An 11,586-nucleotide genomic window follows, 5' to 3' on the forward strand; every position below is an offset into this window, starting at 1 on the left:
ACAAATCGTTCCTTGTCCTGCTTGATGATGCGTCTGAGCGTTTTAATCACGGCGCTTCATCCTTTCCTGCTCACGATACTGCATGCTCTTTTTCAGCGCTTCAACGTAGATGTTAGTCGAATAGAAGACGAATCGCCTTGACAACAGAAATTCTGACTTCAAATACGCCCAAAGGAATTGCTCGGCCGTCATGCCGTGATAGTTGATGAAACCCAAGGCTGCGCAAGGCGCGGCCCCCAAAATGCACATCCAACTGAGCGTTTCCAAACCAAAGCGGCCGCGCAGTCCAAAATAAAGTCCGATCGCCACGCCGACAGCCAGTACAGAAAAAAAGAACTGCCGCAAGGACAGTCCAAAGAATAAGCTTTCGGTATAATCCCGGATTTCCCGGTTAATTTTCACTTCCATTTGAAATCCTCCCATAAACGATGCTCACTATGGTCTACAACTCGCCCTCAGCTTCCGGTTGAACCGATGTTGGCTCTGTCTCTTTCGTTTCTTGCCAAAAACTCATCGCCGGATGGAAGGGGATCGGAGAGCAGCGCAAACGCAAGCCGTACGCCGTCTCTCATCCCCTGTAAATACAAGCGTTCATTCTCCAAAGCCCGCGTAAAATGAACCTTGTCCTCCCATTCCATAAACGCCGGCAACTGCGTCATATCCACGCCGGAAAACATCGCATGAAAAGCTGTGTTCTCTTCATCGCGACATCTGTGCAACTCGGGATCGCGTTCAATCCGAGCTGAAACGTGGTCCAGCCGCCGCTGGATCGCATTTTGAAACCATAACGGAAACTCCATTGACATCCCCCTCCTTACGTGAACGCGCTCTAGCGCAGCTGACGCTCTCGTCCGGACTTCCTTTGAAGCCACTGGACAATCCATTCGTCCACCTTCCGGCTTTGAGCCTGAACCGCCTCATTCTCGAACAGAGGAATTCCCTGATCAAGAGATTTTTTCCCGAGTTCGTTCAACTTCCTTCTGTCCTCCTCCAATTGACCAAGCAAACGTGTCATCGGTCGGCCTCCCAGTGTCTTCATTAGATCGGCGTTCCTGGCTGTCTGAACGGAAGATTGCCTCTCCATTTTACTGCGAAAATCGGTTTATTTTATTTTAATGCGATATTCGCATTAAAACAATGATGCACTCACGTACAATTTTGCTTGTAATGTGAGGTGCATGCAAATGAAACATCGAAAAGAACCGCCAGGCGACAAAAATATAATCGGCGTGAGAGTCGTTGCCATCCGCAAGGCAAAGGGGATGAAACAGAAGGAGTTTCTCGCCAGACTGCAAACGGTTGGTCTCGACATCAGTCCAACGAGTCTTTCGCGTCTGGAAGGGCAGTATCGGCTTGTCCAAGACTACGAAGTCGTGGCGATTGCCAAAGCGCTGGATGTTTCCGTCCGGGAATTGCTGGGCGAAGAATCGGAATGAAGCTACAGCCCCATCATCTCCCTCACCACCCGGTCCGCCATTTTCACCGTGCCGACGAGAACGAGCATATTAAAAAGTAGGGTAAGCGCCCAGCGCCTTGCCTCATTGCGGCGGCAGGTTTCCAAGCGCTCCCCTCCGAACCGGACGTACACCTCTCGATGTATCCGGCTCTCCAGAAATCAGTCTAAGTTTCCAGCGTGCAACTGTACGTGGCAGTGTTCGCAGAGAGCCATCGTTTTACGCCTTCGCGCAATCATGGTTTTCTCCCACGTTTTCCTGCCCTTTAGGTCTTTTAGCTTGCGGACATGGTGAATATCCATGTCCACATTTTCCGCTCCGCACCATTCGCACTTTTTTGCCTTTAATCTTTCAATCAGGCTGTTTGGACTGCTGTTGGCGTAAACCTTTGGTTCAACGTCAACATTTCCGGCATCAGCTTCGTCAATGCGACGGAAGCCCTCGTTGTATAGCAACATCACTTTTGAGCCGGATTTTGTTTCGTATTTCACGCCATAGTCCTTGCCCATTCTGTATTTGTCCTTGATTGCACCAACACGGGTCTTGTATTTCGCGGCAAATGTTTTGAACATGCTGTATTTCATGATATAACCAAAGTTACTCAGCACGGACACATTGTCCGCAATCTTGTAATAGTTATACAGTCCCCGTATTTCGGCGTTATACTGTTGCAAGATTTCAAGGTCGTCATTGTGGAATAGATGCGTCCGATGAAACGGTTCCCACACCTCACGATTGCCGTTTCTCGCGTCATAGTGGATTTTTAACGCGCCGTAAGAAATCAGCTTGTTCACCCATTTTTCCTTTGGGACATACAGTTTGATCCGCTCGTTATACACACGGCGGGTCATGCCGTTTTTGTCTTTCTTGATGTCCTTGGAACGGTTGGAATAGATGTCAAAGCTGAGAAAGCGCGCTTTATCTTTTGCATTTGTTACCAGCGTCTTTTCTGCCGATAGATCCAGTTTCAGGCTGTCCTTGAGGAATGCTCCCACTTCGGTCTTGATGGTTTCTGCGTCCCGCTTACTTCCGATGACGCCAATCAGAAAATCGTCCGCGTAGCGGATATATACCACTCTACGGTAAGATTCATCCATTTGGTTTGTGCTGTCTACGCTCATCATCTTGGCTCGCGTTTCGCGGATTTCCCTTTGTGCCTGCTTCTTTTGCTCATCCGTCAGGGCTTCCCATTTCTTCTTGCTGTATTTCCTGCCGCGCAGATAGTCAAGGTGTCCCCGATAATGGTTGTATTCGCAGCTTCTCACACGCTTTTTCCCGGAATTAAATCGTCCTGCGTATTGCTCCATGAATTGGTCCAATTCATTCAAGTAGATGTTCGCAAGAATGGGACTCGCTCCGGAGCCTTGGGGTGTGCCGGACAAGGTATTGTGATAAATCCAATTTTCCATATATCCGGCTTTCAGGAACTTCCAAATCAATCCCAGAAAATGCTCGTCTTTGATTCTGCGGCGAAGCAGACTGACCAAAACGTGGTGGTCTATGTTGTCGAAACAGCCGCGTATATCTCCCTCAACAAACCATTTCATGCCTGTAAAGCGGGTTTTGACCTCCAATAACGCTGTATGGCAGCTTCTTTTTGGTCTGAATCCGTGGGAGTGTGGCGAAAAAGTACCCTCATAGATACTCTCCAGTATCATGCGGATAACCTCTTGCAACAATTTATCGTCGAAAGAGGGAATCCCCAGCGGGCGTTTCTTTGTCGGGTCGCTGTTTTTTGGGATATAGGTTCTTCTTGCAGGGTTCGGTTGGTAACTGTAATTTTTGAGTGACGCGATCAACTTGTCGATCCGTTTGAGACTCATTCCATCGATTGTCGACCCGTCCGTTCCCTTTGTCATGTTGCCAGCCGTGGCATAGATGTTCTGATAGGCTTGCAAATAGAACTCCGGGTTGTACAGGTTGCGATACAGCCTTTCATAGCGGTAATCGCTGATGCACGCTTTTGACCGTAGACTTTCCAATACTCGATTAGGACTCCTCATCATGCCTCACGCACCTTTCCTTGTCTTGTATTGGATGATTTCCTGCCGCCCTTCGCCATGTAGACGCCATTAACGCCCTCGGACTACTACGGCGGCTCCGTTGCCATGCCGGATTTTCAGCGTCATCTCTCTTGGCTCCCGCCTTGAGATTTATCACCTTTTGGCATTACGCATAGCTGTAAACAGCGTTCCGGTTTAGGCAATCTCCGTTTAGGTTTACGGAAACACAGCTTGTTGTGATGTCGGATGGGATTTTCGCCCGTTACTCGCTTATTGCGATTGGTCGTCACGGATATATCGCGGTTGGAAAGCTCATCGTTCCTTCCGCCGTGACGCACGGCTTCTCAATCATCCTTACGCCGTCGGCTCGGCTATGCCCCCTTGGGCTATCCTTGAAGCAGTATAGCTTTCATCCTCGTTCACAACATTTCATCTCGCCGCTCAGTCGTGGATAGATGATTTCTCCAACTCGCGGCTTCACCAGTATGCTGCACTCCCCGTCAGGTTTCCCCTCCGGATAAACTGGTCGATGACAGCGCGGCGCGTAATGCGCCCGTTATATCTTTACGCTGCTGCCTTGCCAAGGGCAGGATTCCACATAAACCCGCGCACAGGCTTTGTGCCCATGCTTACGGACGCACTCAACTCGCCAATGTACGTCCACACCATCGTAACCGCGCCCGCGCCTTCATCGACCGCCGGGGGAGCAGAGGCAAAGGCAGAGTAGATGATGCAGGCGAGTACGATAATCGCTCCCTCCAGACAAGCGGCCGCATACCCCTTGAGAAACGATTTGCCGATATTTTGGCTCGGTTCCCCGGCAAAGGCGGACAACGGAACGGGAGCGATGGCCGTATATAAATAGATGCGAAAAAACCGCCCGTACACCGAGAGAATCATCACAAAAGACAACACCGTGATGAACAGACTGCCCAGAAGGGAGACGACCCACAGCGGAATGCTTTGCCAAAAGCCGACGTCTTCAATCGCTTTTGCAATGGTGTTCGGCAAGGTCATGGCCTCCGTCTTTCCGAACCCGGAACGTCCCATCATCGTGGAGATGATTCCCTGAACAATGGTAAACAGCGCCATCATGAGCTCCAGCCCGTAGGTGACGACCGCTTTGGCCAGGACAAAACGGATAAACAGCTTGACGGCCATCTCCGGCTTTTTCACTTCGGCAAAACTGCCGGTCGTCTTCACCACGCCGATCACAAAAAACAAGACCAGCAGCGCCAGTCCCGTCGCCTGCAACGCGCCGTGAATGTCGGTAATGACGCGCCACACGCCGCCGCCCTTGAAGTCGGCCGGCGACTCGGTAACGAGTTGCCAGATTTCGTTCATTTTCTCGTTCCACGTATCGAGCGCATGTTCGAGATTGTCAATAATCCAACTGTTTTTGGTCATATTCTCACCCCTTTCTGTAAACGGGGAACAGACAAACCGTCCGTTCCCCTCATTTGCGACTCCCGTTTATCCGGCAATCAGAGTAAGAATTTCCTTCGTGAAGGTAATGATAATCCCGCCGGCGAGCGTCAGGAACCCGTTCGCCCGCTGGGAAGGGTCGTGAGACTTGAGCGACAATCCGATCTGGACAATGCCGAAGCCGAGGATGATCATACCGATGGCCCGGATTAAGCCGAATATGAAGGTGGACAAATTATTGACCGTCGTCATCGGATCGCCCTCGGCATAAGCGGTGGAGACGAATACGGTTCCCGTTAACATCAGCATGATGTACAGTGCCAGCAGCCGTTTCTTTTTGAATTTCAATTTCATCATTCCCCTCGTAAAAATAGCGACTCCATGTCTTCTTCCGACAAAAGCTCGTACTCTCCGTTTTCATCAAGCGTCACGGTTCGCCAATCCAAAGCGTGTTCCGTGCCGCCATGCTGGAAGGGAGGACCTTTGCCGTCCGTCGTGAGCGCGACATGGGGATGCCTGAGCAAATCGTATTTGTCGTCTTGAACCGGACGCTCGCCGCGAATAAAGAGCAAGGCATAGCGGTTATCGAGGAGCCGCACCTCATCGGGCGTCAGCAAGTCGCGGCCGGATAGCTGATAGTTGATCGAATAACTGCCGCTGCGTCCCTTGCTTTGGCCGTACGTGTTCGTGTCGATCGTTTCCTTGCCCAGCAGCTCTGAGACGTATTTGTGGGTGGATTGTTCATTGCCGCCCAGGTACAAGAACACATCGCAGTTCCCGACGATCGATTCCCATGACTCCTTATACAGCGCTTTGAGCTGCGCCAGATTTTGCAGGATGATGGAAACCGAAATCTCGCGGCTGCGTATGGTGGAGAGCAGCTTGTCGAATTCATCGGGCAAGGCGACGTTGGCAAATTCGTCCATCACGAAATGCACGTGCACCGGCAAGCGTCCGCCGTGCCGATAGTCGGCCTCGTACATCAGGCATTGGAAAAGCTGGGTGTAAAGCATCCCGACGATGAAGTTGAAACTGCTGTCGTTGTCGGGAATGACGGCAAACAGGGCCGCTTTCTTTTCTCCCATGACAGCCAATTCCATTTCATCGACCAAGCTCATTCCGGCGATTGAATGCAAGTTGAACTTCTCCAGCCGAACGCCTAGGCCGATCAATATCGATTTGGCTGTTTTCCCCGCCGCCAGTTTGAAGATGTTGTACTGTTTGACCGCCAAATGCTCCGGGTCGCGCATCGCCAGCCGTTCAAACAACTCGTCCAGCGGACTCTGGTAGGTTTCGTCTTCTTCCCGCACTTCGGCGGAATCGGGAAATTCTGTTCCTCCGGCGGCGCTTCATAGAGCAAATACAAAACGAGCGCCTCCAATAGCGCCGTTTCGGATCGTTCCCAGAACGGGTCGTTCGTGTTGCTGCCCTTCGGCGTCGTATTGCGAATCAGGTTGGTGACCAGTTTCAGCACGTCCTTGTCGTCGTGCAAATAGGCGAAAGGGTTGTAGCCATGGGAACGATGCGGATTGATCAGGTCGAGCACCTTGATGTCATACCCTTTGGCTTTGAGCAGATGGCCGGTATCGCGCAAGATTTCGCCTTTCGGGTCGAGAACGACGAACGACGTGTTCGCTTGCATGACGTTCGGTTTGGCGTAAAACCGCGTTTTCCCGGAGCCGGAACCGCCTACGACAAGCACATTCACATTCCGGCGATGCTTGCGGCCGTCGAGTCCGATGCAAACCTGCTTGGTTAAAATTTTGTTTTGCTCCAGCTGCTTGCTTCGATATTTGGCGCATATGCTTTTCGCCCGGCCCCAACGGGCGCTGCCGTGTTCCTCCCTGCGCCGGTAGTTTCGCGGGGAGGCCAGATAAACGCCGACACCGAGTCCATAGGCCAGCGTAAAAGAGAGCAGACAGCGGGGCGTATCTTCCACCCACTGAATGTCGAACGGGTGGTTGATCGCCGCGCTGAGATGCTCCACCATCGCTGGCAGCCCCCCGGAAAGTGCAGGGGCGGTGAGCAATGCCGCCCAAACGACGGGAATAAAAAAAACCGCAAAGCGTATCAAATGACTCCTTGCGGTTTCAACGCGCCTCATGATGGCTCCGTCGCTTATGTTTTTGATAAGGGGCATCAATCGTTTTGAGCAACAGTTCATCGACGGCGTCGGTGGGGCGCTTCTCGCCGATCAAATCGTTTCGCAGCGCATTCAGTGCATGCACCACGATGCCATGCTCGTAATGATCCAAACAGAGAATCCGTTCTTCTTCCTTCACAGGCGCTCCCTCCTGAACAAAAATTGAGCATGTCCCGCGCAGCGCTCCTATCTTGCTGGTTCTGTCCGATGATGCTGCCGCTGCTGCGCCAGCATCCGGTTCATCCTGCGGGCCATGTCATGTGCGGTATCCTTCATCACCGCCAGTTCGGCGCGAATTTGCTGCGGCTCGATGTCCTTCAGCTTCTCCTGCACACGATGGAAACGAAAGGAAGACGTGTCCACGCCGAACTGTTTGCACAGCATGTAAGAGGCGCAATATGCATGGAACGTAAAATAGGAACGGCTGTAACGGCCATCGCCGCGATCCAGATCCGCATGCGCCAGCTCCTGCGCGAGCGACCGGAAAATGTCCCCGGCATCCAAGCCGCGGCGGATGACAATATTGCGCATGTCCGGCTGATAGAACGCATGCGTTTCCGGCGGCATCGCATCGCCAATAACGATCGGAACAGGAGCGCGATCCATCAGCGCTTTGATGCGCACTCGGTCGTCCGGATAGGTCGGTTGCTCCCGTTTTGGATTGGCCGTCGTTTGTGCGATGTCGAACATCTTTTTGAGGTTATAGCTGATGCCGGTGCTGCCGTCTTCCCTCCGGTACTCCTCGCCCGGCTCCAAAATATAAAAGCCGGTTTCCTTGCGGCGAATAAAGACGCCTTGTTCCTTCCACGAATCGAAATCGGCGATGCGGGTCGCCTCCGGCCGCTGCGTGAGAATCAGAAGCGCATTGGATACGCTGTAGCGGTCGAAACGGCTTTGCACATCCAGATACCGCTGAAATTCATCGCCGCTGCGCGAGATGGAAATCGTGGCTGCATCAATCGTCTCATAGGCCCATTGCCTGAGTTCCTGCTTTTTCTGTACCCACGCTTCCTTGTCAAAAGGTTGCTCGGACGAATTCGTGGAAGAATGGCCCGTTGCTTCCTGCCGGAATAAATCGTCCAGATTGTTCATTTGGCTTTCCCTCGCTTTCGGGTTCCGTTGGATTTGGTTTTGCCCGTCTTCGCTTTTCCATTATGTGGCTCGCTTCGCTTGGGCAGCGACGATTCCTTGACCATCTGACGCCGTTCTTTCTCCGCCTTCCGATTTTCTTCCCGGATCTCGCGCAACAGTTCGCGGATCGATGGCCGCCGCTGCACTTTATCGGCTTTCAGTTCAATCATACCCCTTGCGGATGCTTCGCTGCGCCCGAAGGTAGCTCGGACGGATGGGGCGGCTCCGTCGTCGCCATCGTGGGGTTTGGGTTGCCGTTCGCCGGGGAAGTTGGCTGCGTCGATTCGGGCCTCTGCATCAGTTCGGCCAAAAAATCGTCGGTGCTCTTCGCTCCTGGCGTTCCCTTGACTTCCGCTCCTTGTACCTCCTTCTTCTGCCGGGTTTGGTTCGATGCTTGTTGTTGACGCTCCCCGGACGCTGGATGGTCCTGCTGTTTCCCGGCGCGGGATTTCTCAATTTCACTCTTGATGCTGGCCGTATCCACGGTCGCCAGCTTGAACCGCTCGACGATGCGGTTGATTTTGGAAGCGTCCTCGGCACGCACCATCACATCGCACAAGCCATCGACATTCTTTTTGTCCCGCAGGGCACAGTACAAAACGCCGTATCGTTTGGCCTCCTTGCAGAAGGTAGGCAAGTCTTCGTTTTTGACGGCAAATACTTTCAATTCCTTGCCGCTGCGGAGCAAGCTTTCCAGACGAATGCTGCCCTTTGTCCGTTTCTGCCCCTGCAGGGCGGCAAACAAATAGACGGCCAGATGCTTAGCGCCTTCGCCGGAAATCTTGGCCATAACCTCGATGCCCCTCAGACTCATGTTGACGACCTGATCGGCCGCCTCGGCTCCACTGCTCATGGATGGAATCCTCCCTTCGTAATGGTTGATTTTTCCTGTCACCATGTAGTTTAGTCATCATTTCCCCGGATCGGGCCAGGATGCCCGCACACAGCTTCACCTCCTTTCGAAGCGCGGCAAGCCGCTTGGATAATACGGCTATCTGCTCTTTGCAAGCGTCGATCCGGCCTTCCTCCTTGCAGCGGCGAAGACGGTTGTACAGCGCTTTGCGCTCGCTGGAAAGCAGGCGCATCTCCTGTTGGGCAATGGATACATAGTCCAAAAGCTGCTCTTTGCTGGAGATACGGCGCTGGCAGAGTAGTTTGGTCTGAGCGGTAATAACCGCCAAGTGTCGCAAGTCTTCCCGTAATAAAAAAGGCGTCCTTCTCACGGACGCGCGAAAACGGGGCCATATGCCCATCTCATATAAATAGCGCAGGTACAATGCTTGTAAGCCGCTGAACTTCCTGCCGGATCGAAGCGTTCCTTTGCAAACGGCGCGCCTGCGTTGCGGCATTGGCAGAGGCTGTGTTTTACGGGGAATGCGATTTCGTAAAATCCGCTGTTTCAGAGCCTCTTCCGTATAGTCGTCTCCCAAGCTGCGCAAACGAACGAAACGTTCCTTACCCGGTGGACGAACCGCCATATGCTTCACGGTCGTTTTCACGTCATAGCCCTGCTTTTGCAAAGAGGCGATAAACTGGGTCCACGTCATGGATGCCGCAATCGCCTGATCCACATCGCTCCGAATCGTCCCCCTCCAAGTCGGCTTGCCTTCCCGATCTGCTTTCCATTCTCCGTAGTGCTTGGCCTTGCCCGGCTCGGGTTGCTCGATCACTGACAATGCATGTTCACGGCATAACCGGTCGGATGTTCTCCTTAGGAGGGCGTAGGAGGCTTTGTTGTCGTAATACCGTTTGCCGTCCATAAAGGAGACGGAGTTTAGCACAAAGTGATTGTGCAAATGTTCCTTGTCCAGATGGGTCGATACGACGACTTCAAATCGATCGCCCCATAGCTCCTGCGCCAACTTGACGCCAATGGCGTGCGCCGTTTCCGGCGTCGTTTCACCTGGTGCAAACGCTTGGTAGCCATGAAACGCGACGATGCCATCCATCTTTTGAAATTGACGCTTGGTGCGCTGCATTTGCTCGTAAGCGGTGAGCGGATCGCAATTGATTCCGCTCACATAAAGCTGCCTCTCCGTCTTGAGATCCGATACTGCATAATCGATCGCCTGTTGCAAACCTTCATTTTTCTCGTCGCGATCTTGCGCTGTTTTGTCAGGATTGGCGGCGTAATCAATCACGCGCTTCAAGCGGTCGGTGACATCCCATATCGCCGTCGTCGCCATATGTGACGCCCCCTTTACATCGGATGCGCACGTGGAATCGCTTGCTCTGTTCTTCTTTCCGGGGCAGTCACGGCCTGTTGAATCTGTTGGACGGCGCGGCGCAACTGATCTGCCTCCTGCTGAAAAGAAGCCCGATCCAGATAACCTGTCGCATGCGCCTTCGCCGCCAGTTGGTTGAGATTGTTGCCAATGGCGTGAAGCTCGCGCATCATCGCGTAATAATCAGGCGGCGGCAGCGGCTTCGGTATATACCCATTGATGAGCGCCCGGATGTACGCTTCCCGAGAAAGACCTGTTTGTTTCACTTCATTCATTAGACGAACATGTTCGCTTTCACTTAAACGAAGCAGAAATGAGATCGAACGTTTTCTCAACGAACAACCCCCTTTCAAAATCAACTATTCTAAGAAGTTTACGCCGCAATAAACATGCGATCTGAAAACCATCCGCTTATCGAATCGTTAACATCGCGATGAGGGGTCTTAGGGGCGCAGGCCCCTAACAAGCGAATTTGGATATCCAAATTCAGTGCTTGCTGCAACACGAGACAGTCGTCTCGCGTTGCCTTCAAAAGCACCTGCCGGGAAATAGGGAGGACCCCAAAAACACAAAAAAGACGCCGATCCGCTCGGGCGTCTTCCGCAATACTTTTTTGTTATCGCACCAACCAGCGGTAATCCTGGCGGCAGTCTACTATGAAATCGACATACACGATTTTATCCTGAATCTGATACAACACCAGATACCAATTATCTACGAACATCTTGTGATACTTGTTTGACGGGATAAATTCCGTTTCCAGAAAAGGATAGCGTTCCGGCAATCGCGCCAAGGAACGTATCGCATTCAGCAATTCGTTCTTCGTTCTTCGCGCCGCATCCGGATGTTTCTCCGCGAGAAATCGCACATGAGCCGCCAGCATTTGGCGGGCGCGATCGGAAACGACGATCTTATATCGGGGCATCTTTTCCATGCTGAACCTCGTCAATAATGCCCTCCAGGTAAGCGTCCAGTTCATCCGGCGTCACACCAGCACGGCCCGCCAAACGATCCTCTTGCACAGCGAGCAGTTCTTCGCGCAGCTTTAACATCTTCTCGCGACGGGAGAACGTCTCAATGTCCATCACGACGAGATCGCCTTCACCGTTCTTGGTCAGATACACCGGTTCCCCGGACGATTTGCATAGATCGGCGATTTCATTATAGTTTTGCCGGATACTGGCAGAAGGCTTGATAATCATCTT

Annotated in this window: 17 protein-coding genes; 1 reads left to right on the forward strand and 16 read right to left on the reverse strand. The window is 52.5% G+C overall.

From position 1 onward, the window contains the following. Positions 1–42 precede the first annotated feature (42 nt). Genes SD70_RS31405 through SD70_RS31415 form a run of 3 tightly spaced genes read right to left on the reverse strand, consistent with a single transcriptional unit; the run spans position 43 to position 1,015 of the window. Positions 43–408 (reverse strand): PrgI family protein, encoded by a 366-nt coding sequence (locus tag SD70_RS31405; protein WP_041052542.1) that lies wholly within the window; start codon positions 406–408, stop codon positions 43–45. A gap of 47 nt (positions 409–455) precedes the next feature. Beyond that, entirely contained in the window at positions 456–800 is a 345-nt protein-coding gene (locus SD70_RS31410; RefSeq protein WP_052488106.1) for a hypothetical protein, read from the reverse strand. A 29-nt stretch (positions 801–829) separates the two neighbouring features. Then, entirely contained in the window at positions 830–1,015 is a 186-nt protein-coding gene (locus SD70_RS31415) for a hypothetical protein (RefSeq protein ID WP_041052543.1), read from the reverse strand. Positions 1,016–1,184: 169 nt separating this feature from the next. Between SD70_RS31415 and SD70_RS31420 the strand changes: the two genes are divergently transcribed. After that, on the forward strand, positions 1,185–1,436 hold the full coding sequence (locus SD70_RS31420; protein WP_041052544.1) for a helix-turn-helix domain-containing protein: 252 nt from the start codon (positions 1,185–1,187) through the stop codon (positions 1,434–1,436). 179 nt (positions 1,437–1,615) lie between these two features. On the opposite strand, the gene SD70_RS31425 is transcribed toward SD70_RS31420, so the two are convergent. The 13 genes from SD70_RS31425 to SD70_RS31475 form a co-directional block, all read right to left on the reverse strand. After that, positions 1,616–3,457, reverse strand: coding sequence for a reverse transcriptase/maturase family protein (locus SD70_RS31425; protein WP_041052553.1), 1,842 nt, complete (start codon positions 3,455–3,457; stop codon positions 1,616–1,618). Between the two features lie 564 nt (positions 3,458–4,021). Next, complete coding sequence (locus SD70_RS31430; protein ID WP_231571716.1) at positions 4,022–4,864, reverse strand: hypothetical protein; 843 nt, start codon at positions 4,862–4,864, stop codon at positions 4,022–4,024. A 66-nt stretch (positions 4,865–4,930) separates the two neighbouring features. Continuing rightward, positions 4,931–5,236: a hypothetical protein gene (locus tag SD70_RS31435; protein WP_041052545.1), complete on the reverse strand. Its 306-nt coding sequence runs from the start codon at positions 5,234–5,236 to the stop codon at positions 4,931–4,933. Then, positions 5,236–6,150 (reverse strand): VirD4-like conjugal transfer protein, CD1115 family, encoded by a 915-nt coding sequence (locus SD70_RS40690; protein WP_449267222.1) that lies wholly within the window; start codon positions 6,148–6,150, stop codon positions 5,236–5,238. Before SD70_RS40690 ends, SD70_RS31435 begins: the two co-directional genes overlap by 1 nt. Next, positions 6,051–6,872 (reverse strand): type IV secretory system conjugative DNA transfer family protein, encoded by an 822-nt coding sequence (locus SD70_RS40695; RefSeq protein ID WP_269432560.1) that lies wholly within the window; start codon positions 6,870–6,872, stop codon positions 6,051–6,053. Before SD70_RS40695 ends, SD70_RS40690 begins: the two co-directional genes overlap by 100 nt. A 100-nt stretch (positions 6,873–6,972) precedes the next feature. After that, a complete protein-coding gene (locus SD70_RS31445; RefSeq protein WP_041052546.1) occupies positions 6,973–7,164 on the reverse strand; it encodes a hypothetical protein in 192 nt (63 codons plus the stop codon). A 47-nt stretch (positions 7,165–7,211) separates the two neighbouring features. Then, positions 7,212–8,117, reverse strand: a complete 906-nt coding sequence (locus SD70_RS31450) for a hypothetical protein (protein WP_041052547.1) — start codon at positions 8,115–8,117, stop codon at positions 7,212–7,214. Beyond that, positions 8,114–8,326 carry a hypothetical protein gene (locus SD70_RS36640; RefSeq protein WP_156158300.1) on the reverse strand — a complete coding sequence of 71 codons (213 nt, stop codon included), beginning with the start codon at positions 8,324–8,326 and terminating at the stop codon, positions 8,114–8,116. Before SD70_RS36640 ends, SD70_RS31450 begins: the two co-directional genes overlap by 4 nt. Beyond that, positions 8,323–9,009, reverse strand: a complete 687-nt coding sequence (locus SD70_RS31455; RefSeq protein WP_156158301.1) for a PcfB family protein — start codon at positions 9,007–9,009, stop codon at positions 8,323–8,325. Before SD70_RS31455 ends, SD70_RS36640 begins: the two co-directional genes overlap by 4 nt. Next, positions 8,918–10,342: a relaxase/mobilization nuclease domain-containing protein gene (locus SD70_RS31460; protein ID WP_041052548.1), complete on the reverse strand. Its 1,425-nt coding sequence runs from the start codon at positions 10,340–10,342 to the stop codon at positions 8,918–8,920. The genes SD70_RS31455 and SD70_RS31460 overlap by 92 nt, the downstream gene beginning before the upstream one ends. 14 nt (positions 10,343–10,356) lie before the next feature. Then, entirely contained in the window at positions 10,357–10,716 is a 360-nt protein-coding gene (locus SD70_RS31465) for a plasmid mobilization protein (RefSeq protein WP_041052549.1), read from the reverse strand. A 281-nt stretch (positions 10,717–10,997) separates the two neighbouring features. Then, on the reverse strand, positions 10,998–11,315 hold the full coding sequence (locus SD70_RS31470; protein ID WP_041052550.1) for a type II toxin-antitoxin system RelE/ParE family toxin: 318 nt from the start codon (positions 11,313–11,315) through the stop codon (positions 10,998–11,000). Next, on the reverse strand, positions 11,293–11,586 hold a 294-nt coding region (locus SD70_RS31475; protein WP_331436866.1), incomplete at its 5' end, for a type II toxin-antitoxin system Phd/YefM family antitoxin. The genes SD70_RS31475 and SD70_RS31470, both read right to left, overlap by 23 nt.

The sequence above is a fragment of the Gordoniibacillus kamchatkensis genome (assembly GCF_000829455.1).
Taxonomy (GTDB): domain Bacteria; phylum Bacillota; class Bacilli; order Paenibacillales; family NBRC-103111; genus Gordoniibacillus; species Gordoniibacillus kamchatkensis.

Bases quoted from the DNA above. Each gene is read 5' to 3' on its own strand.
- SD70_RS31405 (WP_041052542.1), bottom strand. From the start codon at position 408: ATGGAAGTGAAAATTAACCGGGAAATCCGGGATTATACCGAAAGCTTA.
- SD70_RS31410 (WP_052488106.1), bottom strand. From the start codon at position 800: ATGGAGTTTCCGTTATGGTTTCAAAATGCGATCCAGCGGCGGCTGGAC.
- SD70_RS31415 (WP_041052543.1), bottom strand. From the start codon at position 1,015: ATGACACGTTTGCTTGGTCAATTGGAGGAGGACAGAAGGAAGTTGAAC.
- SD70_RS31420 (WP_041052544.1), top strand. From the start codon at position 1,185: ATGAAACATCGAAAAGAACCGCCAGGCGACAAAAATATAATCGGCGTG.
- SD70_RS31425 (WP_041052553.1), bottom strand. From the start codon at position 3,457: ATGAGGAGTCCTAATCGAGTATTGGAAAGTCTACGGTCAAAAGCGTGC.
- SD70_RS31430 (WP_231571716.1), bottom strand. From the start codon at position 4,864: ATGACCAAAAACAGTTGGATTATTGACAATCTCGAACATGCGCTCGAT.
- SD70_RS31435 (WP_041052545.1), bottom strand. From the start codon at position 5,236: ATGAAATTGAAATTCAAAAAGAAACGGCTGCTGGCACTGTACATCATG.
- SD70_RS40695 (WP_269432560.1), bottom strand. From the start codon at position 6,872: ATGGTGGAGCATCTCAGCGCGGCGATCAACCACCCGTTCGACATTCAG.
- SD70_RS31450 (WP_041052547.1), bottom strand. From the start codon at position 8,117: ATGAACAATCTGGACGATTTATTCCGGCAGGAAGCAACGGGCCATTCT.
- SD70_RS36640 (WP_156158300.1), bottom strand. From the start codon at position 8,326: ATGATTGAACTGAAAGCCGATAAAGTGCAGCGGCGGCCATCGATCCGC.
- SD70_RS31455 (WP_156158301.1), bottom strand. From the start codon at position 9,009: ATGAGCAGTGGAGCCGAGGCGGCCGATCAGGTCGTCAACATGAGTCTG.
- SD70_RS31460 (WP_041052548.1), bottom strand. From the start codon at position 10,342: ATGGCGACGACGGCGATATGGGATGTCACCGACCGCTTGAAGCGCGTG.
- SD70_RS31470 (WP_041052550.1), bottom strand. From the start codon at position 11,315: ATGGAAAAGATGCCCCGATATAAGATCGTCGTTTCCGATCGCGCCCGC.